This window comes from Enterobacter sp. J49, from assembly GCF_002148625.1.
Lineage (GTDB): Bacteria > Pseudomonadota > Gammaproteobacteria > Enterobacterales > Enterobacteriaceae > Enterobacter > Enterobacter ludwigii.
Window position 1 is genome coordinate 135,646 of the sequence record NZ_MWPY01000014.1, and the last position, 23,389, is coordinate 159,034.

Annotated in this window: 19 protein-coding genes; 6 read left to right on the forward strand and 13 right to left on the reverse strand. The window is 56.2% G+C overall.

All coding sequences use genetic code 11. The annotated features are described in order from the left end of the window. Positions 1 to 80: 80 nt before the first annotated feature. Positions 81 to 2,474, forward strand: coding sequence for a maltodextrin phosphorylase (gene malP, locus BJP35_RS00985; protein ID WP_025202851.1), 2,394 nt, complete (start codon positions 81 to 83; stop codon positions 2,472 to 2,474). A 9-nt stretch (positions 2,475 to 2,483) separates the two neighbouring features. Beyond that, on the forward strand, positions 2,484 to 4,565 hold the full coding sequence (malQ, locus tag BJP35_RS00990) for a 4-alpha-glucanotransferase (protein ID WP_086462858.1): 2,082 nt from the start codon (positions 2,484 to 2,486) through the stop codon (positions 4,563 to 4,565). Between the two features lie 52 nt (positions 4,566 to 4,617). On the opposite strand, the gene gntT is transcribed toward malQ, so the two are convergent. The 3 genes from gntT to gntX form a co-directional block, all read right to left on the reverse strand. After that, positions 4,618 to 5,934: a gluconate transporter gene (gntT, locus tag BJP35_RS00995; protein WP_014171973.1), complete on the reverse strand. Its 1,317-nt coding sequence runs from the start codon at positions 5,932 to 5,934 to the stop codon at positions 4,618 to 4,620. Between the two features lie 307 nt (positions 5,935 to 6,241). Further along, positions 6,242 to 6,817, reverse strand: coding sequence for a Fe-S biogenesis protein NfuA (nfuA, locus tag BJP35_RS01000; RefSeq protein WP_003861601.1), 576 nt, complete (start codon positions 6,815 to 6,817; stop codon positions 6,242 to 6,244). A gap of 61 nt (positions 6,818 to 6,878) precedes the next feature. Continuing rightward, complete coding sequence (gene gntX / locus BJP35_RS01005; protein ID WP_086462859.1) at positions 6,879 to 7,562, reverse strand: DNA utilization protein GntX; 684 nt, start codon at positions 7,560 to 7,562, stop codon at positions 6,879 to 6,881. 36 nt (positions 7,563 to 7,598) lie between these two features. Here gntX and bioH point away from each other — a divergent pair, with 36 nt between their 5' ends. After that, positions 7,599 to 8,372, forward strand: a complete 774-nt coding sequence (bioH, locus tag BJP35_RS01010; protein ID WP_040018212.1) for a pimeloyl-ACP methyl ester esterase BioH — start codon at positions 7,599 to 7,601, stop codon at positions 8,370 to 8,372. A 111-nt stretch (positions 8,373 to 8,483) separates the two neighbouring features. Further along, positions 8,484 to 8,753 (forward strand): YdgH/BhsA/McbA-like domain containing protein, encoded by a 270-nt coding sequence (locus tag BJP35_RS01015; protein WP_020884569.1) that lies wholly within the window; start codon positions 8,484 to 8,486, stop codon positions 8,751 to 8,753. A 30-nt stretch (positions 8,754 to 8,783) separates the two neighbouring features. Here the strand turns inward: BJP35_RS01015 and feoC are convergent, their stop codons facing one another. The 5 genes from feoC to greB form a co-directional block, all read right to left on the reverse strand. Further along, complete coding sequence (feoC, locus tag BJP35_RS01020) at positions 8,784 to 9,023, reverse strand: [Fe-S]-dependent transcriptional repressor FeoC (protein WP_014171968.1); 240 nt, start codon at positions 9,021 to 9,023, stop codon at positions 8,784 to 8,786. 10 nt (positions 9,024 to 9,033) lie between these two features. Further along, entirely contained in the window at positions 9,034 to 11,352 is a 2,319-nt protein-coding gene (feoB, locus tag BJP35_RS01025; protein WP_086462860.1) for a Fe(2+) transporter permease subunit FeoB, read from the reverse strand. 30 nt (positions 11,353 to 11,382) lie between these two features. Beyond that, the gene (gene feoA, locus BJP35_RS01030) at positions 11,383 to 11,610 is read right to left on the reverse strand and encodes a ferrous iron transporter A (RefSeq protein WP_020884570.1); all 228 of its coding nucleotides are present in this window, start codon (positions 11,608 to 11,610) and stop codon (positions 11,383 to 11,385) included. Between the two features lie 292 nt (positions 11,611 to 11,902). After that, complete coding sequence (locus BJP35_RS01035; protein WP_025202857.1) at positions 11,903 to 14,233, reverse strand: Tex family protein; 2,331 nt, start codon at positions 14,231 to 14,233, stop codon at positions 11,903 to 11,905. Positions 14,234 to 14,321: 88 nt separating this feature from the next. After that, the gene (greB, locus tag BJP35_RS01040; RefSeq protein ID WP_014171964.1) at positions 14,322 to 14,795 is read right to left on the reverse strand and encodes a transcription elongation factor GreB; all 474 of its coding nucleotides are present in this window, start codon (positions 14,793 to 14,795) and stop codon (positions 14,322 to 14,324) included. 232 nt (positions 14,796 to 15,027) lie between these two features. On the opposite strand from greB, the gene ompR reads away from it, so the two are divergent. Both ompR and envZ read left to right on the forward strand, forming a co-directional pair. After that, positions 15,028 to 15,747 (forward strand): two-component system response regulator OmpR, encoded by a 720-nt coding sequence (ompR, locus tag BJP35_RS01045; protein ID WP_006177890.1) that lies wholly within the window; start codon positions 15,028 to 15,030, stop codon positions 15,745 to 15,747. Further along, positions 15,744 to 17,090 carry a two-component system sensor histidine kinase EnvZ gene (envZ, locus tag BJP35_RS01050; RefSeq protein ID WP_014171962.1) on the forward strand — a complete coding sequence of 449 codons (1,347 nt, stop codon included), beginning with the start codon at positions 15,744 to 15,746 and terminating at the stop codon, positions 17,088 to 17,090. Before ompR ends, envZ begins: the two co-directional genes overlap by 4 nt. 47 nt (positions 17,091 to 17,137) lie before the next feature. Here envZ and pckA read toward each other — a convergent pair whose 3' ends face one another. The 5 genes from pckA to BJP35_RS01075 all read right to left on the reverse strand — a co-directional run bounded on the left by pckA (position 17,138) and on the right by BJP35_RS01075 (position 23,298). Then, the gene (gene pckA, locus BJP35_RS01055) at positions 17,138 to 18,757 is read right to left on the reverse strand and encodes a phosphoenolpyruvate carboxykinase (ATP) (protein ID WP_032680145.1); all 1,620 of its coding nucleotides are present in this window, start codon (positions 18,755 to 18,757) and stop codon (positions 17,138 to 17,140) included. 353 nt (positions 18,758 to 19,110) lie between these two features. Further along, positions 19,111 to 19,989 (reverse strand): Hsp33 family molecular chaperone HslO, encoded by an 879-nt coding sequence (gene hslO / locus BJP35_RS01060; protein WP_014171960.1) that lies wholly within the window; start codon positions 19,987 to 19,989, stop codon positions 19,111 to 19,113. Between the two features lie 24 nt (positions 19,990 to 20,013). Continuing rightward, positions 20,014 to 20,415: a ribosome-associated heat shock protein Hsp15 gene (gene hslR, locus BJP35_RS01065; protein ID WP_020884572.1), complete on the reverse strand. Its 402-nt coding sequence runs from the start codon at positions 20,413 to 20,415 to the stop codon at positions 20,014 to 20,016. Further along, positions 20,412 to 21,095 (reverse strand): GMP/IMP nucleotidase, encoded by a 684-nt coding sequence (gene yrfG, locus BJP35_RS01070; RefSeq protein WP_025202858.1) that lies wholly within the window; start codon positions 21,093 to 21,095, stop codon positions 20,412 to 20,414. The genes hslR and yrfG overlap by 4 nt, the downstream gene beginning before the upstream one ends. A gap of 67 nt (positions 21,096 to 21,162) precedes the next feature. Next, on the reverse strand, positions 21,163 to 23,298 hold the full coding sequence (locus BJP35_RS01075; protein WP_047742585.1) for an intracellular growth attenuator family protein: 2,136 nt from the start codon (positions 23,296 to 23,298) through the stop codon (positions 21,163 to 21,165). Positions 23,299 to 23,389 lie beyond the last annotated feature (91 nt).

Sequence of the window (23,389 nt, forward strand, 5' to 3'; positions counted from 1 at the left end):
TGCGGGATGAGGAAGAGGCGAAATGAGCCTGGCACACTAGCGCCAACATGTGTTTTCTCTCTACAGGATGCCAATTCCCTATGTCACAGCCTACCTTTAACAAAGCTCAATTCCAGGCTGCCCTGACGCGTCAGTGGCAGCGTTTTGGCCTTCACGCTGCAAACGAGATGACGCCTCACCAGTGGTGGCAGGCAGTGAGCGGTGCGCTCGCGGAGCAGCTGGATGCTCAACCGTTGGCAAAACCGGCGAAAGACCAGCGCCACGTTAACTACATCTCAATGGAGTTCCTGATTGGCCGTCTGACAGGTAACAACCTGCTGAACCTCGGCTGGTATCAGGAGGTGGGTGATGTGCTGAAAGAGCATGACATTAACCTGACCGACCTGCTGGAAGAAGAGATTGACCCGGCGCTGGGTAACGGTGGTCTGGGACGTCTGGCGGCCTGTTTCCTTGACTCGATGGCCACCGTCGGTCAGTCGGCCATTGGCTACGGTTTGAACTACCAGTACGGCCTGTTCCGTCAGTCGTTTGCTGATGGTCATCAGATGGAAGCGCCGGATGACTGGCACCGTAATACTTACCCCTGGTTCCGCCACAATGCACAGCTTGATGTGCAGGTGGGCATTGGTGGTAAAGTCACGAAGCAGGGGCTGTGGGAGCCTGCGTTTACCCTGACCGGCGAAGCCTGGGATCTGCCGGTGCTGGGCTACCGTAACGGCGTGGCGCAACCGCTGCGTCTGTGGCAGGCAAAGCACGCTCATCCCTTCAACCTGACCAAATTCAACGACGGCGATTTCCTGCGTGCCGAGCAGCAGGGGATCGACGCTGAGAAACTGACCAAAGTCCTTTACCCGAACGACAACCATCTGGCGGGCAAGAAACTGCGTCTGATGCAGCAGTACTTCCAGTGTGCCTGTTCCATTGCGGATATTCTGCGTCGTCATCACCTGGCGGGCCGCAAGCTGGCGCAGCTGCCGGACTTCGAAGTGATCCAGCTTAACGATACGCACCCGACGATTGCGATTCCTGAACTGCTGCGCGTGCTGATTGACGAGCACCAACTGAGCTGGGATGACGCGTGGGCGATCACCAGCCGTACGTTTGCCTATACCAACCACACCCTGATGCCTGAAGCGCTGGAGTGCTGGGATGAGAAGCTGGTGAAAGCCCTGCTGCCACGTCATATGCAGATCATCAACAAGATTAACGACGCGTTTAAAAAGCAAGTGGATAAAACCTGGCCGGGCGACAAAGCGGTGTGGGCGAAGCTGGCTGTGGTACATGACAAACAGGTGCGCATGGCGAACATGTGCGTGGTGAGCGGTTTTGCGGTGAACGGTGTGGCGGCGCTGCACTCGGATCTGGTGGTGAAAGACCTGTTCCCGGAATACCACCAGCTGTGGCCGACCAAATTCCATAACGTGACCAACGGCATCACGCCGCGTCGCTGGATTAAGCAGTGCAACCCGCTGCTGGCCGGCTTGCTGGACAAAACCCTGAAGAAAGAGTGGGCCAACGATCTGGACCAGCTTATCAATCTGGAAAAGTATGCCGACGACGCGGCATTCCGCGAGCAGTACCGCGCCATTAAGCTCGAAAACAAAGTGCGTCTGGCGCATTTTGTCAAAGCGCGTACCGGGATTGAGATCAACCCGAACGCCATTTTCGATATTCAGATCAAACGTCTGCATGAGTACAAACGCCAGCACCTGAACCTGCTGCACATTCTGGCGCTGTATAAAGAGATCCGCGAGAACCCGCAGGCTGACCGCGTACCGCGCGTGTTCCTGTTTGGGGCGAAAGCCGCACCGGGCTACTACCTGGCGAAAAACATTATCCTCGCCATTAATAAAGTGGCCGCGGCCATCAATAACGATCCGAAAGTGGGTGACAAGCTGAAGGTGGTGTTCCTGCCGGACTACTGCGTCTCTGCAGCTGAGATGCTGATCCCGGCGGCGGATATCTCCGAGCAGATCTCCACGGCAGGGAAAGAAGCTTCCGGTACCGGCAACATGAAGCTGGCGCTGAACGGTGCGCTGACCGTCGGTACGCTCGACGGCGCGAACGTCGAGATCGCCGAAAAGGTGGGGGAAGAGAACATCTTTATCTTCGGCCATACCGTCGAAGAAGTGAAAGCCCTCAAAGCCAAAGGTTACGACCCGGTGAAATGGCGTAAGAAAGACAAAGTTCTTGATGCGGTTTTGAAAGAGCTGGAAAGCGGTAAGTACAGCGATGGCGATAAACATGCCTTTGACCAGATGCTGCACAGCATGGACAAACACGGCGGTGACCCGTATCTGGTCATGGCGGACTTTACGGCCTATGTGGACGCGCAAAAACAGGTCGATGTGCTGTATCGCGACCAGGAAGCATGGACCCGGGCGTGCATTCTGAACACCGCCCGCTGCGGGATGTTCAGTTCTGACCGCTCAATCCGTGATTATCAGGCTCGTATCTGGCAGGCAAAACGCTAAGGAAGCGCGATGGAGAGTAAACGTCTGGACAGTGCCGCGCAGGCGGCGGGGATCAGCCTCAGTTACATTAATGCTCACGGCAAACCACAGTCTATTGGCGCCGACACCAAAAGACGTTTGCTGGATGCCATGCACAAGACCGACGCGAAAGCGTCGGTTGCTCCGGTGCCGAACGTGAAGGTGTTTACCGCCGGTAAGAAGATGCCGCTTACGGTAAACGGGCGCGGCGAATTTAGCTGGCTGCTCACGACCGAAGAGGGGCAACAGCACAAAGGCCACGCCACCGGTGGCAAAGCGCTTAATCTTCCGGCAAAACTGCCGGAGGGCTATCACACGTTAACCCTCACGCAGGACGACCAGCGTTTTCATTGTCGGGTGATTGTTGCGCCAAAACGCTGCTATGAGCCGCAGGCGTTGCTCGAGGGTAAAAAGCTGTGGGGGGCCTGCGTGCAGCTCTACACGCTGCGCTCTGACAGCAACTGGGGTATCGGCGATTTTGGCGACCTGAAAAAGATGCTGGCGGATGTGGGCGAGCGCGGCGGTGCGTTTATCGGCCTCAACCCCATCCATGCGCTCTATCCGGCGAACCCGGAAAGTGCCAGTCCGTACAGCCCGTCATCCCGTCGCTGGCTGAACGTGATTTACATTGACGTGAATGCCTTAGACGATTTCAAAAGCAGCAAAGAGGCGCAGGCGTGGTGGAACCTCACGACCACTCAGCAGGCGCTGAAGCAGGCGCGCGAGACGGACTGGGTAGACTATGCCACCGTCACCGCACTGAAAATGGCCGCGTTACGTCTGGCGTGGAAAGGTTTTTCGCAGCGTGATGACGAGCAAATGTCGGCTTTCCGCCAGTTTGTAGCTCAGGAAGGCGAGAGCCTTTACTGGCAGGCGGCGTTCGATGCATTGCACGCTTATCAGGTAAAAGAGGACGAAATGCGCTGGGGCTGGCCGGTATGGCCGGAAGCGTATCAATCTGTCGATACGCCCGAAGTGCAGGTGTTCTGCAAAAAGTATGCTGACGAGGTGGATTTCTTCCTCTGGCTGCAGTGGCTGGCTTACAGCCAGTTTGCCGCCTGCTGGCAGGTGAGCCAGGGCTATAAAATGCCGATCGGCCTGTACCGCGATCTGGCCGTTGGCGTGGCAGAAGGCGGGGCGGAAACCTGGTGTGACCGCGAGCTTTATTGCCTGAAGGCCTCCGTGGGCGCACCGCCGGATATTCTTGGCCCGCTCGGCCAGAACTGGGGCTTGCCGCCGATGGATCCGCACGTCATGGCTGCGCGGGCTTACGAGCCGTTTATCGACCTGCTGCGCGCCAACATGCAAAACTGCGGCGCGCTGCGAATTGACCACGTGATGTCCGTCCTGCGTCTGTGGTGGATCCCTTATGGTGAAACGGCTGACCACGGCGCGTATGTACAGTATCCGGTTGACGATCTGCTCTCGATCCTGGCGCTGGAGAGTAAACGTCATCAGTGCATGGTGATCGGCGAAGATCTCGGTACCGTGCCGGTTGAGATTGTCAGTAAGCTCCGCGACAGCGGTGTTTACTCCTATAAAGTGCTCTATTTTGAAAACGACCATGAGAAAACCTTCCGCGCGCCGAAAGCGTACCCTGAACAGTCAATGGCAGTCGCGACGACGCATGACCTTCCTACGCTTCGTGGCTATTGGGAAAGCGGCGATCTGACGCTCGGTAAAACGCTGGGCCTGTATCCGGATGAAGAGGTCTTACGTGGGCTGTATCAGGATCGCGAACTGGCGAAGCAAGGGTTGCTTGATGCGTTACACAAGCATGGTTGCCTGCCGAAACGCGCCGGGCATAAGGCATCACTGATGTCGATGACGCCTACGCTCAACCGCGGATTGCAGCGCTATATCGCCGACAGCAACAGTGCCCTGCTGGGTCTGCAGCCGGAAGACTGGATTGATATGGCGGAGCCGGTGAACATTCCGGGTACCAGCTATCAGTACAAGAACTGGCGTCGCAAATTGTCCATCACGCTTGAGAAGATGTTTGCCGATGACGGGGTGAACAGGCTGATTAAGGATTTGGATAAGCGCAGAAAAGCGGTGGGTAAAACGCGGTAGTCTCACAGAGAGAAGAAAGCCGGGTAAGCGCAAGCTACCCGGCTTTTTGATATCAGATAACCATGTTCAACAGCAGAACCCCGACCAGACCACATACCGAAATAATGGTTTCCAGTGCAGACCAGGACTTGATGGTTTCACCGATAGTCAGGTTGAAATATTCCTTGAACAGCCAGAAGCCCGGATCGTTCACGTGAGAGAAAATCACGCTACCGGAACCTACCGCGATAACCATCAGCTCAGGGCTCACGCCCGTCGTCGCAATCAGCGGCGCAACGATACCACCGGCGGTGATTGCTGCAACGGTTGCAGAGCCGAGCGCGATACGCAGCACCGCAGCGATAGACCACGCCATCAGCAGCGGTGACACATTGGTTTCATGCATCATGGCCGCGATGTATTTATCCACGCCGCTGTCGACCAGCACCTGCTTGAACGCACCGCCACCACCGATAATCAGCAGCATCATGGCAATGATTTTGATGGAAGAGGTCAGGGTGTCGTTAATCTGATCCATTGAACGACCACGGTTCAGGCCGAAGGTGAACATCGCAATCAGCACCGCAATCAGCGTCGCCATCACCGGGTCGCCCAGGAATTCGGCAACGGACAGGAACGGGTGGCCTTTTGGCAAGATCATTTCCGCCACGGCACGCATCGCCATCAGGATGACCGGTACCAGAGAGGTCCAGACGCTGACGCCAAAACCAGGCATCTCTTCTTCCGTGAAGGTTTTCGCGCTGTACAGACCTTCCGGGATAGGCTTATCAATCCCTTTCAGGAAGCGGGCATAAACCGGGCCGGCCAGGATCACCGTCGGGATTGCCAGAATCGTACCGAACAGCAGGGTTTTACCCATATCGGCATGGAAGATGGTGGCGATCGCGGTTGGACCCGGGTGTGGTGGCAGGAAACCGTGCGTAACGGACAGCGCGGCGGCCATCGGTACACCGACATACAGCAGTGGAATGTTCGCTGCCGCTGCGATGGTGAACACCAGTGGCAGCATCAGCACGAAGCCCACTTCATAGAACAGTGCGAAACCGACGGTAAACCCGGTTAACACAACCGCCCACTGGATATTCTTCTTACCAAATTTGGCAATCAGCGTGGTGGCAATACGCTGGGCGCCCCCACAGTCTGCCAACATTTTGCCGAGCATAGCGCCAAAGCCCATGATCAGTGCCAGGCTACCGAGCGTGCCGCCGACACCGGCTTTAATGGAGCTGATGACTTTCACCAGCGGCATCCCTTGCATCAGACCGACTGCAAGTGCCACCAGAACCAGAGCGATAAACCCGTTCATTTTGAAACGGATCATCAAGAGCAGTAATAACACAACACCGATAGCAACGATGACTAATGGCATGATTTACCTGGCCTTTGAATTGTTATGGGTAACGTCATTGTTTCAACGACAAATTCCGATTGTCCCAACTGGGAACAGAGTGTTAACGGCACTAATACTGTTGCCTTGGAAACTATTAAGTTTAGTCGGCTGTTATGAAGGTGCTTAGTGCCCACGAGAATGATACGGGTAACATGTCGTGGTTGAGAATCACCCTGGGGGGCTAAATTTGAATTATGAGACGCAGGTCAACATATGGGGAGGCAAGGCAGGGAGGGGAAAGCAGGCCCGGTAAGCATAGCGCCACCGGGCAAAAGCAGGCGGACACTTAGTAGTAAGAGTGCTCGCCGCGCTGGTGTTCGGTCAGATCGCGCACACCTTTCAGTTCCGGGAATTCGTTCAGCAACTGCTTCTCGATCCCTTCTTTCAGCGTGACATCAACCATTGAACAACCGTTACAGCCGCCGCCGAACTGCAGGATCGCCAGGCCGTCTTCAGTGATTTCCATCAGGGAAACACGACCGCCGTGGCCCGCCAGCTGTGGGTTGATCTGAGACTGCAGCAGGTACTCGACGCGCTCCATCAGGGGGGCATCGTCAGACACTTTACGCATTTTGGCGTTTGGCGCTTTCAGGGTCAACTGAGAACCCAGCTGATCGGTGACGAAGTCGATCTCCGCATCTTCAAGATACGGTGCGCTCAGCTCATCAACGTAAGCCGTGAGCTGTTCAAATTTAAGGGCAGTGTCAGTCGCTTCCACTGCGTCCGGAGGACAATAAGAGACACCACATTCTGCATTCGGAGTGCCTGGATTGATCACAAACACGCGGATCTGCGTCCCTTCTTCCTGATTTGCCAGCAGTTTGGCAAAGTGCGCTTGTGCAGAATCGGAAATACGGATCATAGCTTTGGCCTAATAGTTGACTAAATTACCTGGGTATAATCATACGCCCATTGAAGAAGGGCTACAAGGTACGGCACAGACACCATACCTGAACCGACGCGGCGCCGCTTTGCAAAAGCAGTCGGGAAAGTTCAGCAACGGTACTGCCTGTGGTGACGACATCATCCACAATCGCGATATGGAGGCCTTTGACCGGGAATTCAAGACGAAAGGCATTTTTGAGGTTCCTTTTGCGAAGCCGGGCCGTGAGCTGATGCTGGATGGCCGTATTATGGACGCGTTTGAGCGCACGGGCGTCGTAACGGCAACCGAGCCATCGCGCGAGCGGGCGGCAAAGCAGGTCACTTTGGTTGTAGCCGCGTCGCCAGTGTCGGCGACGGTATAAAGGCACGTTGACCACCATGTCGATGTTCGGCAGGCCGCGGGTGCGTCGCGCCTGCAAAACGGCCAGCAGTAACAGGCGGGCGAGGGGACGCGCCAGCACACTCTGGCCGGCAAACTTCAGCGCATGTATAAGGCCGCTTAACGGCGCAACATAATCATCCACAGCCACCAGGGCACACCACGGCGGCGCTTTTTTCATGCAGCGACCGCAGGGAACGTCTCGCCCGGTGGCATTTAGCCCACACTGCGGACACGTCATCGCCTGCCTTTTCAGCGAGCGGGTGCAAACGGAGCAGACGCCCCATGCGCTGAGGGCAAGCGGCATCCGGCATAGCCAGCACAAGCCAGGCACTGTTAACATGTGCAACCTCCATGTGAAAAAAGAGAACAGTAACTGATGAAGACGCTGTGGTGGCAGACCGTAGGGACGGGAAATTGCCATCTTGTGCTGCTGCACGGATGGGGCCTGAATGCCGAAGTATGGAATTGCATAACCGGGGAACTCGCCTCGCAATTTACCCTGCATCTGGTGGATTTACCGGGCTTTGGCCGCAGTCGCGGCTTTGGGGCAATGTCGGTCGAGGAGATGGCGCAGCAGGTGCTGGACGCTGCGCCGCAACACGCCATCTGGCTGGGCTGGAGCCTGGGCGGGCTGGTGGCGAGCCAGATTGCGTTGACCCATCCCGAGCGCGTGCGTGCGCTGGTCACGGTAGCCTCGTCACCGTGCTTCAGTGCAAAGGACGACTGGCCGGGCATAAAACCGGATGTGCTGGCCGGGTTCCAGAAACAGCTGAGCGAAGACTTCCAGCGGACCGTTGAGCGTTTCCTGGCCCTGCAGACAATGGGAACCGACACCGCGCGTCAGGATGCCAGAGCGCTGAAGCAGACCGTGCTTTCCCTGCCGATGCCGGACGTTGAGGTGCTTAACGGGGGGCTTGAGATCCTCAAAACCGTCGATTTGCGTGAGCCGCTGGCCGCGCTGGCGATGCCGCACCTGCGTATCTACGGCTACCTCGACGGGCTGGTGCCGCGCAAAGTGGTTCCAGTACTGGATTCACTCTGGCCACAAAGTGAGTCTCTGGTGATAAACAAAGCCGCGCATGCACCGTTTATCTCTCATCCGGCGGAGTTTTGTTCAGCGCTGATTGCGTTAAGTCAACGTTTAGACTGATTATTTTCTATCCAGCCTGGAAAAAGTTTCACACCGCAACCATACTCCAGATGTCGTTGCGGTTGTTCTGCCTACGATAATCAAAACAACAATCCTATGGAGAGTCAGGCTATGAAACTTGTTACAGGTATCGTCACTTCTCTGGTTATTGGGTCACTTTCATTTGGCGCCTTTGCGGCACAAGAGCTGGAAAAAGATAAAGTTGCCGGGATGAATCTGACCAAAGTTGGTGAGATTTCTACGTCTGACACGACCGCGCCGATGGACGCCAAAAGAGAGCTGTCTAAGAAAGCGGATGAGCTGGGTGGGAAGTACTACGTCGTCACCAGTGCAGAAAAACAGACCAAAAACGTTCGCGCAACGGCGGACGTCTATAAGTAATACGATAATGCCGGGCAGCGATGCCCGGCTTTATGCGCGCAGTGCCCACCACTCTCTGAGGCAGGCTTTTCCTTCCGGGCAGCTTTTACAACTGCCGGACAGGCAGCCCTCCGCTTCTTCCTGAATACGCACCGCTTTTCCCATGGCTTCCAGTCTTTCCAGCATGGCATCGATCATCGGCTGCGGCGTATGCAGGGTGAGGCTCAGCTGTTTCGCCTCCATTCGCCCTTGTAACGCCAGCAGGTCACGTACCTGAATCAACGATGCCATGGCTTACCCCTTAGTGACAGTCGCCCGCCGGGCTGTTGCAGCAGGTGGCAGCCGTTTTGCGGTTTGCCAGCAGGTTGATATCAACCCGGCTGCGTGCCCGGCGTAGCAGGCCGAGAACGAGCACGTTAAACAGCACAACCGCCAGGATGCACACCAGGCTATACCGCGGGTGCTGGCTAAAGTTAACGGTCTGATAAAAGAGCGTCGCCAGCGAGTACGCGATGTTGAGCCCCCACAGAATGGAGAAGCCCATCCAGCCACGGCTGGACTCGCGGGCAATCGCGCCCATGACGGAGATGCACGGAATATAGAGCAGAACAAAGATGAGGTAGCTGTAGGCCGCAGAGGCGCTGCCAAATTTCTCGCTCATCACGCCCATGGCACCCGTTGCCATTTCGCCGTCACCTTTACTGGCCTCGATAGGGTTCGCCAGCACGCTCAGGCTAAAGGTGTCTTTCAGGCTCTGCCATGTCTCTTCGACGGCGCCCAGCAGTTCGTTACCGAGATTAAACTCTGCCGGATTGAACGCTTGCTCCTGGATGTTCTCCGCGGTGTAGAGCGTATTCAGGGTCCCGACGACCACCTCTTTCGCCATCGCACCGGTGAACAGACCGACGGTCGCCTGCCAGTTATCGTCATGGACGCCAATCGGTTTGAAGACCGGGGTTATGACGCGGCTGACGGAGGCGAGGGCGGAGTCGTTGATGTTATCCGCAGCCTGTCCGCTCAGGGTGAAGCTGTTCAGCGCGCTCAGGAAAATACTCACGATAACAATCACTTTACCGGCACGCAGGACGAAGCCTTTCAGGCGCTGCCAGGTCTGGATCACCAGGCTTTTAAGATGGGGGACGTGGTAGACCGGCAGTTCCATAACGAACGGCGACGCTTCGCCGCGCATGATGGTGTGTTTCAGCATCAGCCCCGTGAGAATGGCCATGACGATACCCAGCACGTACAGCGAGAAGACCGCCAGCGCCCCCTGCTGCCCAAAGAAGGCCGCGGCAAAGACCGCGAAGATAGCCAGTCGCGCACCGCAGGACATAAACGGTGCCATCATAATGGTCATCAGACGTTCACGCGGTGCATCCAGCGTACGGGCACCCATAACCGAGGGCACGTTACAGCCGAAGCCCACGATCAGCGGCACGAAGGATTTGCCTGGCAGACCGAGCGCCTGCATCAGGCGATCCATGACGAAGGCGGCGCGCGCCATGTAACCGGAATCCTCAAGGAAGGAGAGGAACAGATACATCATGCCGATTTGCGGCACCAGAGGCAGTACGGTGTTGATACCACCGCCAATCCCCTGGGCAAGGAAGATGGTCAGCCATTCCGGGAAATGCAGGGTGTAACCCACCCACTGAATGCCATGAACAAAGATAGCAACGGAACCGGCATCGAAAATCGGCTGGAGTGCGCCACCAATGTTAATGGCGAGCAAGAACATCAGGTACATCACCAGCAAGAAGACCGGCAAACCGAGGAAGCGGTTAAGCACAACCTTATCCACGGCCGCGGTGAAGCGGCTCGGTTCCGCCGTCAGGGCGTTACTGACCACGTCGCAAATCGCGGCGATGGCCTGATAGCGAGCATCAGCGATATGCAGGGCCGGGTCATCCAGCTCGTCGCTCAGACGGGCGAGGACCACGTCCAGTTTATCTGCCGCATGACCAGCATAGGCGCGGCTGTAGATATCCCCTTCCAGCATTTGCAGGCCGAGCCACAGGCGCTGTTTCGCGGGCATGCTTTTGTCCATCTCTTGCGCCAGCAGTTCCGCTTCGCGCAGGAGCGGCTGGGCGTAGTGCACCAGCTCAACGTTACGATTTCCCGCGTGGCGATCGATAGCCAGTTTCAGGGCATCAATACCGCGGGCGCGCGTCGACACCAGCGGAACGACCGGGCACCCCAGCCGTGCGGAGAGGGCATCGACGTCGATACGCAGTTTCTGTTTCTCTGCAATGTCGAGCATGTTGAGCGCCACGATGCAGGGAATGCCCAGCTCCAGCAGCTGCAGCGTCAGGTAGAGGTTACGCTCAAGGTTTGAGGCATCAACCACGTTGATGAGCAGATCCGCGTCGCCGCTAAGAATATAGTGGCAGGCAATCTGCTCATCGAGCGAAGTTTGCGAGGAGATCGTGGTTAAGGAGTACGTGCCGGGCAGGTCAACCAGCGTGACCTGGTGATCTGTTGTTGAGAACAGGCCTTCTTTACGTTCAACCGTTACGCCAGCCCAGTTACCGACGCGCTGGCGCGCACCCGTGAGCTGGTTAAATAGCGTTGTCTTGCCGGAATTAGGATTGCCAATTAAGCCAATAGTTAATTTTTTCATTTTTCTGGACTCACTGAAACCGCTGGCTTGTTATCGGGATAAGGCTTCGACTTCTATTAATGCGAGATCTTTTTTACGCAATACCAGATTTACGCGTCGGGTTTCGATATGCACCGGATCACCTAACGGGGCGACGCGCACGACCTGAAATGACGAGCCGGGCAGCATGCCCAGCGACAGCAGCTTTTGTCGGTAGGCCGGGCTAATTTCGTGGGTAAAACCGGTAATTTTCCATGCACTGTCTGGAGTGAATTGCATAATGCCTGATTCCACGAGAGGTTAAAATATCTACTATGGGATGATAATGAGAATAGTTTTTATCAGCAATAATAAAACTGTGACGGAATGTTGTTTGCGGTATTAATTTACGGCCTGTTTGACCTTGCTCAATATTTACTGATTCTGCGGCAGGGAGAGGAAAGGCTTATTTGTTAATAGTGTGATCACTGATAGTTGAAATATAGATATACAACCGGTTTCATATTTTACAATTAATTTCGGCGGGATATCGGCCCGGTGAGTGACGCATCACCGGGCCTTTTTTATGCGGTTAGCGTTTCTTACCCATTGCTGCCGCCAGCGCATCCATCATGGCGCTGTTGCCCGCAGGCTGGGCGTCACGTCCGCGTGGCTTCGCCGCTTTTGCGGCCGGGCGCTGCTGCTCGCGTCCGCCGCCGTTACTGCCGCGGCGCGCGTTGGTTTCACCTGGCTGCTCGTCCAGACGCATCGTCAGGGCGATACGCTTACGCTGCAGATCCACTTCCATCACCTTCACCTTCACAATGTCGCCCGCTTTGACCACGGTATGCGGATCTTCAACGAATTTATCGGCAAGGGAAGAGATGTGGACCAGACCATCCTGATGCACGCCGATATCGACAAACGCGCCAAAGTTGGTGACGTTAGTGACCGCCCCTTCGAGTACCATGCCTGGAAGCAGGTCATTCATGGTTTCAACGCCGTCGGCGAAGGTCGCGGTTTTAAACTCAGGACGCGGATCGCGGCCCGGTTTTTCCAGCTCTTTGATGATGTCCGTGACCGTCGGCACCCCGAACTGTTCGTCGGTAAAATCGACCGCCTTCAGGTTGCGCAGCGCGCTGCTGTCGCCCATCAGGTCTTTCAGCGCCTGCTGGGTTGCGGCCAGAATGCGTTCCACTACCGGGTACGCTTCCGGGTGAACGGTTGAGGCATCCAGCGGGTTATCGCCGTGGTTGATGCGCAGGAAGCCCGCGCACTGCTCAAACGCTTTTGGCCCCAGACGGCTCACCTTCAGCAACTGCTGGCGGTTCTGGAACTGGCCGTTCTCATCACGCCAGGCAACGATGTTTTGCGCCATCATGCGGGTTAAGCCCGCCACGCGGGTCAGCAGGGGAACAGAGGCCGTGTTCAGGTCAACGCCGACGGCGTTTACGCAGTCTTCCACGACCGCATCCAGCTTACGGGCCAGCTGAGTCTGGCTCACGTCATGCTGATACTGGCCGACGCCGATGGATTTCGGGTCGATCTTAACCAGCTCCGCCAGCGGATCCTGCAGACGACGGGCGATAGAAACCGCACCGCGCAGGGAAACGTCCAGGTCCGGGAACTCCAGGGCGGCCAGTTCAGACGCCGAATAGACGGAAGCGCCCGCCTCGCTGACAATCACTTTCTGTGCGGTGACTTTCGGGAACTGTTTCTGCACGTCGAGGTAGAAACGCTCGGTTTCACGGGAGGCCGTACCGTTGCCGATGGCCACCAGCTCCACGTTGTATTTCTCGCACAGCGCCGCAACCACGACGGCAGCCTTCGCCGCCTGGCCGGTATGCGGATAAATGGTGTCGGTAGCCACCAGCTTGCCGGTACCGTCAACCACGGCCACTTTTACGCCGGTACGCAGACCCGGATCGAGACCCATGGTGGCGCGCAGGCCGGCAGGTGCGGCCATCAGCAGGTCGTGCAGGTTACGGGCGAAGACGTTGATTGCTTCGTCTTCGGCGCGTTCACGCACGGTGCCCATCAGTTCGGTTTCGAGGTGCATTAGCACCTTGATGCGCCACGTCCAGCTCACCACGCCTTTGCGCCAGCTGTCTGCCGGCGCGTTGTTCAGGCGCAGGCCGAGGTGGTCGATAATGATCTGCTCGCAGTGGCTCTCTTTTGGTGGCTCGTCAAACTGTGGGTCGGCATTCAGGGAGAGCTGGAGCACGCCTTCGTTGCGGCCGCGGAACATCGCCAGCGCGCGGTGTGAAGGGGTGGTAGAGATGGGTTCGTGATGATCGAAATAATCGCGGAACTTGGCGCCTTCTTCCTCTTTCCCGCTGACCACGGTAGAGACGATGTGGGCGTTTTTCCACAGATAGTCACGCACTTTCGCGAGCAGGGCGGCATCTTCGGAGAAACGCTCCATCAGAATATAGCGCGCGCCGTCGAGTGCGGCTTTGGTGTCTGCGACCCCTTTATCGGCATCGATAAACTTCGCGGCTTCGGTTTCCGGATCGTGGGACGGTTCGTTCCACAGCAGTTCGGCCAGCGGCTCCAGGCCTGCCTCAATGGCAATCTGTCCACGGGTGCGGCGCTTCGGTTTGTACGGCAGATAAAGGTCTTCGAGTTCGGTTTTGCTCAGGGTGCCGTTGATTGCGGTTTCCAGCTCGCTGGTCAGTTTTCCCTGTTCGCCGATGGATTTGAGGATCGCCTGACGACGGTCTTCCAGTTCACGCAGGTAACCGAGACGGGTCTCCAGGTTACGCAGCTGCGTGTCATCCAGACCGCCGGTGACTTCCTTACGATAACGTGCAATAAACGGCACGGTGTTCCCTTCATCAAGCAGGCGAACGGCAGCTTCTACCTGTTCGGCTCTGGCCTGAAGTTCACCCGCAATAATGCGGCAGAGCGAATCTTTCATCATGGCTTTATCATCTGTTGAGTCGAAAAAATCAGGGGATAGTTATACGGGCTGACACGGCAAAATGCCAGCCGCGGAGGGCGCTCTCGGACTATTTAACGTACGTAATTTCGTTGACGTACCAGCTGGCTTCGCCGCCAGGGGTCTGCACGACGGCCAAATCGCCCACTTCCTTTTTCAGCAGCGCACGGGCCATTGGTGAGTCGATAGAGATGTAATCCTTACGACCAAAAATTTCGTCATAGCCGACGATACGAAAACGCAGGGTGTCGCCATCGTCGTTCTCAATCTCGACCCACGCGCCGAAAAACACTTTGCCTTCCTGCTGTGGGGAGTAATCCACTATTTTGAGGTTCTCAAGGCATTTGGTCAGATAGCGGACCCGGCGGTCGATTTCACGTAACCGTTTTTTGTTGTACTGGTAGTCAGCATTTTCACTGCGATCGCCCAGGCTTGCGGCCCAGGTCACTTTCTTGGTCACTTCAGGACGCTCTTCGCGCCACAGGTAATCCATCTCTTTTTTGAGTTTCTCATACCCTTCGCGGGTGATCAGGGGCGTTTTCATGGGGTGACCTTAAGACTCGACATCATTGCATTCTTTGCGCACATTACGTATCACGTAGTCTAACAGACAACGTTAATAATGATTTATGTGATGAAATGTGCAGATAAGCTGCTGTTAAATATGCTTTGTAACAATTTCGACTAGAATTTATACCAGAATTAGCTGGTCGAACACGTGCACTTTTTTAGAATACGCTGTTATTAGACTATCCGAACCTTTGGGAGTACACACAATGCAAGAGAACTACAAAATTCTGGTCGTGGATGACGACATGCGCCTGCGTGCGCTGCTTGAGCGTTATCTGACCGAGCAGGGCTTCCAGGTTCGTAGCGTGGCCAACGCTGAGCAGATGGACCGTCTGCTGACCCGCGAATCATTCCATCTTATGGTACTCGACCTGATGCTGCCTGGTGAAGACGGGCTTTCCATCTGTCGTCGTCTGCGTAGCCAGAGCAACCCTATGCCGATCATCATGGTGACGGCGAAAGGGGAAGAGGTTGACCGCATCGTTGGTCTGGAAATCGGCGCTGACGACTACATTCCAAAACCGTTCAACCCGCGTGAACTGCTGGCCCGTATTCGCGCCGTGCTGCGCCGTCAGGCGAACGAACTGCCTGGCGCACCGTCGCAGGAAGAAGCGGTGATTGCGTTTGGTAAGTTCAAGCTGAATCTCGGTACCCGTGAGATGTTCCGTGAAGATGAACCTATGCCGCTCACCAGCGGTGAGTTCGCGGTGCTGAAAGCGCTGGTCAGCCACCCGCGTGAGCCGCTTTCACGTGACAAGCTGATGAACCTGGCGCGCGGCCGTGAATACTCCGCAATGGAACGTTCCATTGACGTGCAGATCTCCCGTCTGCGCCGCATGGTGGAGGAAGATCCGGCGCATCCTCGTTATATTCAGACCGTATGGGGTCTGGGCTACGTGTTTGTCCCGGACGGCGCTAAAGCATGAGGCGAATGCGCTTCTCTCCGCGAAGCTCATTTGCCCGTACGCTGTTACTGATTGTCACCCTGCTGTTCGTCAGCCTGGTGACAACCTATCTGGTGGTGCTGAACTTTGCGATCCTGCCGAGCCTCCAGCAGTTCAATAAGGTTCTGGCATACGAAGTGCGTATGCTGATGACCGATAAACTGCAACTGGAGGACGGCACGCAGTTAGTTGTTCCCCCGGCGTTTCGCCGTGAAATTTACCGTGAGCTGGGTATTTCGCTTTACTCCAACGAAGCGGCAGAAGATGCTGGCCTGCGCTGGGCGCAGCATTATGAGTTCCTCAGCCAGCAGATGGCGCAGCAGTTAGGTGGCCCGACGGAAGTGCGCGTTGAGGTCAACAAAAGCTCGCCGGTCGTCTGGCTGAAAACGTGGCTGTCACCCAATATCTGGGTGCGCGTCCCGCTGACCGAAATTCACCAGGGTGACTTCTCACCGCTGTTCCGCTACACCCTTGCCATTATGCTGCTGGCGATAGGCGGCGCGTGGCTGTTTATTCGTATACAGAACCGACCGCTGGTCGACCTGGAGCACGCTGCGCTGCAGGTCGGTAAAGGGATTATCCCCCCGCCACTGCGTGAGTACGGCGCCTCAGAAGTGCGTTCCGTGACGCGGGCCTTTAACCATATGGCGGCCGGCGTGAAGCAACTGGCAGACGACCGTACGCTGCTGATGGCGGGCGTGAGTCATGACCTGCGCACGCCGCTCACGCGTATCCGCCTGGCGACGGAGATGATGGGCGAAGAGGATGGTTATCTTGCGGAGTCCATTAACAAGGACATCGAAGAGTGTAACGCCATCATCGAGCAGTTCATTGACTACCTGCGTACCGGGCAGGAAATGCCGATGGAGATGGCCGATCTGAATGCGGTACTCGGTGAAGTGGTCGCGGCGGAAAGCGGCTACGAGCGGGAAATCGATACCGACCTGCAGGCCGGTGAAATTCAGGTGCGGATGCACCCGCTTTCCATTAAACGTGCGGTGGCCAATATGGTGGTTAACGCGGCCCGTTATGGCAATGGCTGGATTAAAGTCAGCAGCGGGTCTGAGCTCAACCGCGCCTGGTTCCAGGTGGAAGATGACGGTCCGGGCATTAAGCCAGAGCAGCGTAAGCATCTGTTCCAGCCGTTTGTGCGGGGCGATAGCGCGCGCAGTACCAGCGGAACCGGCTTAGGCCTGGCGATTGTGCAGCGTATTGTAGATAACCATAACGGCTTGCTGGAGATTGGGACCAGTGAGCGGGGCGGTTTAAGCATTCGCGCATGGTTACCGGTGCCGGTGACGCGCGGGCAGGTGAGAGAGAGTTAAAAAAGGGTGGCAAAAGCCACCCTTTTTTTTGCAGGTCGTGTCAGCTGTTACAGCTTCGGACCCGCACTCACCAGCGCTTCACCTGCCGGGGTATCGGTATACTTCTCGAAGTTCTCAATAAACAGTTTCGCCAGCGATTCTGCTTTCTCACGCCACTGCTCCGGTGAACCGTAGGTATTGCGTGGGTCGAGAATACGGGTCTCTACGCCCGGCAGCGCCGTCGGGATTGCCAGATCAAACATCGGCAGCGTGAAGGTTTCGGCGTTATCGAGTGAACCATCCAGAATGGCGTCGATAATGGCGCGGGTATCTTTGATGGAGATACGTTTGCCGGTGCCGTTCCAGCCGGTATTCACCAGGTACGCCTGTGCACCGGACGCCTGCATGCGTTTGACCAGCACTTCCGCGTACTGCGTCGGGTGCAGCGACAGGAACGCTGCGCCGAAGCAGGCGGAGAAGGTTGGCGTTGGCTCCGTCACGCCGCGCTCGGTACCGGCCAGTTTGGCGGTAAAACCAGACAGGAAGTGGTACTGCGTCTGGCTGGCGGTCAGGCGGGACACCGGAGGCAACACGCCGAACGCATCTGCCGTCAGGAAAATCACCTTCGTCGCGTGGCCCGCTTTTGACACCGGCTTCACGATGTTGTCGATGTGGTAGATAGGGTAAGACACGCGGGTGTTTTCGGTTTTCGAGGCATCGTCGAAGTCGATCGTTCCATCGGCACGTACGGTGACGTTTTCCAGCAGCGCATCGCGGCGGATGGCATGGAAGATATCTGGCTCCGCTTCTTCAGACAGGCGAATGGTCTTCGCGTAGCAGCCCCCTTCGAAGTTAAACACGCCGTCATCATCCCAGCCGTGCTCGTCATCGCCAATCAGACGACGTTTCGGATCGGTAGAAAGGGTGGTTTTACCGGTGCCGGACAGGCCGAAGAACACCGCCACATCCCCTTTTTCACCGACGTTTGCCGAACAGTGCATGGAGGCGATACCGCGCAGCGGCAGCAGGTAGTTCATCACCGAGAACATCCCTTTCTTCATTTCGCCGCCGTACCAGGTACCGCCGATCAGCTGAATACGCTCGGTCAGGTTAAAGGCGATGAAGTTTTCGGAGTTAAGACCCTGCTCTTTCCACTGTGGGTTCGTGCATTTCGCCCCGTTCATCACGATGAAGTCAGGGGTGAAATCCTGCAGCTCTTCGTCGTCAGGACGAATAAACATGTTTTTCACGAAATGCGCCTGCCAGGCCACTTCAGTGATAAACCGCACGGAAAGGCGGGTATCGGCGTTAGCGCCGCAGAAAGCATCAACGATAAACAGACGCTTGCCGGAAAGTTGATGGGTAACGAGCCCTTTCAGATGCTGCCAGGTTTCCGGAGAGAGCGGTTTGTTATCGTTCTTCCCTTTGCCTTTATCAGCCCACCACAGTGTGTCGCGGGTGGTCTCGTCTCGGACGATGTATTTATCTTTCGGCGAACGACCGGTAAAGATACCGGTATCGACGGCGATAGCACCAAGGTTAGTCAACACACCTCGCTCGTATCCTTCCAGTGCTGGATTGAGCTCTTCCTGATACAGCGTATCGTAATCGGGGTTGTAGACGATTTCCTGGACGTCGTGAATACCATAAGCCTTGAGATCTTGCGGGGTTAAACCAGTAACACGCATATCACTGCTCCTTAGCCAATATGTACTGTCTGAAATTGTAGGGTTTTTGTGAGGTTGTTAACCGCGACGGGGCTCATAGATTTACGCATCTGGACAAAACCCTTACTAACGGAAAACGCTGCGACTCCAGTCACAGGGCAGGCGGATTATCGCAGGAATCGCTTTTTGGTTGGGGAAAATGTTCCGAAAAGGTTAATGGCTGGTGATTTTATCGGAAGGAATGTGAATGTAATCGCATACACGTAAGAAAATTACGTAAGAGTTACAGTGTTAAAAACGATTCAGCCAGAGAGGGCTTTTTTGCACTTTGCCCTCTCGCAAAAGGGAGAGGGCAAGGTGAGGGCAGGCTTTGCTTAGTGGACCTGAGGATCCGCCGGGGAGGCGTTGTTGCGGATCTCAGCAATATCCATCGAATTGAACACGTAGTGCGTACCGCAGTAGTCACAGTGCATATCGATTTCGCCGTCTTCCGCCATGATGCTGTCGATCTCTTCATCCGGCAGGGTCTTCAGCGCGCCAGCGCAGCGTTCACGTGAACAGGTGCACTTAAATTCCACCGACTGTGGGTCGTAAACCGTCACTTCTTCTTCGTGATAAAGACGCCACAGGACATCGGTCGCCGACAGGGTGAACAGCTCTTCTGCTTTGACGGTTTCCGTCAGAGTCGCGAGGTGCTCGAAGTCGTTGGTCTGCGCGTCCTGCGCAGGCAGAACCTGCAGCAGCATACCGCCAGCAGCAGGCTGACCGTCTACTTCACCGGTGCGGATGAACAGACGCGTCGGCAGCTGTTCAGAACGCATGAAGTAATCTTCCAGGCAGGCCGCCAGCGTATCGCCTTCGAGGCCAACCACGCCCTGATAGCGCTCACCTTCCTCCGGGGAGATGGTGATGACCAGATAGCCATTACCCACCAGCGTTTTCAGGTCCGCGTTTTCAGGAACATCGCCCTGTACGCGCGCCACGCCGCGCATCTGCTGCTGGTTATTACCGTTGATGACCGCCAGGGTCATAGGGCCATCACCCTGCAACTGCACGGTGATATCCCCGGCAAATTTCAGGGTGGCAGTCAGCAGGCTGGTGGCAACCAGCAGTTCGCCCAACAGGGTTTTCACCGGCAGCGGGTAGTTGTGGTTTTCCAGAATCTGTTTCCAGGTTTCGGATACGGTGACCAGCTCGCCGCGCACGGCGAATTGTTCAAACAGATAGCGGTGTAATTGGTCGTGTTGGGCCATAATAGTCTCTCGTGCAGGTGAGGGTTACTCGGTCTCACCGTGTTTAAATTTCATCAGATCGCGGCGCTCTTTTTTATCCGGACGCCGGTCCGGGTGGGGCATTGTCAGCGCATTCATTTTGCGCGCTAGCGCGGTCTTCTCGCGTTTTTCAATGCTCTCAGCCGTCTCTTCATACAGCAGGACGGCTTCGGTTGCGGGCCGTCGTTGTTCAGTAATGGCTTTAATCACCACGGTACGTTCATCGTTGCCCTGACGCAGCGTTAAGGTGGCATTCAGTTCGACCAGCTTGCTCGGTTTGCTGCGCTGGCCGTTGTAATGCACTTTACCGCCGTCAATCATGTCGCGGGCAAGGGCGCGCGTTTTATAAAAACGGGCCGCCCACAGCCATTTATCCAGTCTTACCCCTTCAGAGGGTTTTTCTTTCATGGCCTCTCCTTCACGGTCAGTGAGGGGATCATCTGGCGATAGTCGTTCAGCCCCGGATGGCGCAGATAGCTTTTTTCAGCCAGGCCTGAGTCAGGGTTGGTAACGCCCAGACAATAGCGAATGCCAAACCTGGCCGCGGAATCCAGAATAGGCTCGCTGTCATCAATAAACAGCGTACGTTCCGGCTGCAAACCGGTCTCTTCCGCCACCGCATGCCACAACCGCTGATCCTCTTTCGGATAACCAAATGTGTGGGTGGAAAGTAATAAATCAAGGTGCGAAGCAAGACCCGTATGCTCCAGCTTCACGGCCAGATTGTGAGGATGGGCGTTGGTCAGCAAGATACGGCGCTTGCCGCTCGCTTTCAGCGCATCCAGAAAAGGCACGGTATCCTCACGCAGTACGGCGCGCGGGCCCTGGGCGGTGGTCATGGCACAAATATCCAAACCGAGGCGCTCGCTCCAGTAGTCAAGACAGTACCAGTTTAGCGTATGCTGCACCGCGCTATATTGCGAACGAATGAATTCCTGCGCTTCTGCCGGGGAGATCCCCTGCTGTTCACCATAGGTTTCCGGAACCAGCTTTTGCCAGAAATAGTTATCAAAGGCGAGATCGAGCAGCGTGCCGTCCATATCCAGCAGAACGGTATCAACCTCCTGCCAGGCGATATCAAGATGCATAAGGGGGAACTCCAGCCTGAAGAAACGTGCGCGACAGGGTAGCACATCTTGTCGCGCATCGACGTTATCAGATCAGGCTCTCAGAGGAGGGGATCAGCTTAGGGTTAAGGCAATTTTCGTAATACTGCTGGATGTCGGCAAGCCTGGTGCGTGAGCGCTGATAGCGACGCAGCGCCATAAAACCGTTCCAGCAAATGCATACCAGCATCGCAATCATCAGCAGCGAGGTGCCGATGTAGCGCCACAGGCCTGCGCTGTCCGGCATGCGGTGCAGGCCGATGTGGCGCGTGCCGTTGGCATCGGTAAAGATACTCGTCACAATCCCTTCCGCGCTAAACGGCGTCTGCATCAGCATCTGCGCCAGGCGCTGGAACTGGCCCCACTGTTCCTGAGCCGGGTAGTCATAAAGTGCGACCTGCGGGTATGGCTGATCGACCAGGTCGCTCCCTTCATCACTGACGATCACAAAGCCGCCCGGTGCCGGGCTGTTCAGCGCCTGCGCCGCGCGGGTGGTTTCGCGCATCACGAAGGGTGCGGTTGACGTGGCGACCAGATTATCCAGCGACTCGGCGCTGACCGGACGCAGCAGCACGTTAACGCCATCCAGCCGGCCTGCTTCCGCGCGTTTCACCAGCGAATCCCAGTCTTTACTGTTACCCAGGTTCACAAGGGCGTTTTTGAGACGTACGCATTCGTCCTGAGCGGAACACAAATCCTGCGTTTTCAGAACGATGTCACCAAAGTCGTCCAGAAGCACCATCCCCGATTTCTGAATGGCCGAGCGCAGGGCAGGGCTCACGCGCGAGTCGTCATCGGGTTTCGGGTGCAGCTGGCGGTTGACCGTCTGGGTAAGCGACGTGGCTTTATTGACAACCTCAGATTCAGGCAGCGGCAGCGGCGGCGCATCATTCCAGATAATTTGTGAGCAATCGAACGGCATGAACGGCGAGCTCTGACGCGTATTCCATGCGCCAGGCGTATGAATGTTACACATCCCGGTGCCCTTCAGGCGCAGCGTATCACCGACCCGCACGCCAGCCTCGTCCAGTTGGTTGACGCTGGTTGCCTCAATGGTTTGCGCCCCTTTTATCCATGACAGGGTAAATTTAATGGGCATATCCAGCGGGACAAACAGCAGAAGCATGATAAAGACCAGCGCTGCCCCTCCGGCAATGACCGCACTGCGTAACCAGTGCTGAAGCGGGAAATTTTTTACTTCATCATGCAGGGATAAAAAGCGCCCCTGGCGCACCACATGGCGGTCAAGGTAGATATCGATATCGGTTTTCTGACCTAAATCCTGGGCAATCCACGGCTGCCAGTGGCGCGGGTAGATAAGATCGATAATACCGAGCGAGATATTATTGAGGTGCTCCTGGTCACTCTCACCGAACAGACCCCAGCGCTTAGGGGTACCGCGCAGGCAGTGGATCTCACGTAGCGAGGTTTTTGCCGGCGGGGCAAAGAGCCCCCACAGTCCGGCTGCCAGCAACAGTACGGCACCGCCAGCCAGCCAGGGGACAAACACATCCGGCGTCAGCAGGCAGATGAAAAAGAGCAGGAACGCGGCCACGATCAGAATCGCTTCGCGAATGCCGTCAGGGCGGCTCAGGGCGTACTCTTCATGCGTCTCCTGGCGAATGTTCAGCAGCTCGATCTGCTCTGTCTCTTCGCCACGAATGGAGGCCTGCGTTGAGCTTGCGCGTTCCAGCGCAAAACGCGGGGCTTCCTGAAGATATTCATTCAACGTATGGCCGTTGAGCGAGATAACCAGCGGCAACGAATCGGTATGGATCAGCTCTACGCTGTTTTCGTCATTGATGTACTGCTCCCAGGACGGGGGCAGATGCACTTCAACCGAATCCAGGTAATAGCGCCATTTATTGGGATCGTCTGTGGTGATGCCATAGCGGGTGATGGAGCGCGTCACACAGAGCACTGTGTCACTTTGCGCATTTAACTTGAGCGCCACCGGCGCAGCAGTTGCCCCCGTCGGCCCAGGTGTTAACTGAGAACGGTTCAGTGTTTCGAGATAGTTTTCTACTGCATCGCGCTCTTCTTGCGTCAGTTTACGCGTCGTCGCACCGGCAAAGGCGTTTAAAAAGGGCAGCCGGTAACGACGCCTTACGCGACGCCTGTATACCCACCCTGCAACCAATGCGCCGGCCAGCATAGCAGCGAGAACAATCAAAATGGTGCTCATGCTTTCCCCATCTTACTTATCTTCTTACAGGTGTAGTCAGTAGCACCTTTAACATTGAATGAGAGTCTGTGGTTGGCTATCGGCAAGTATG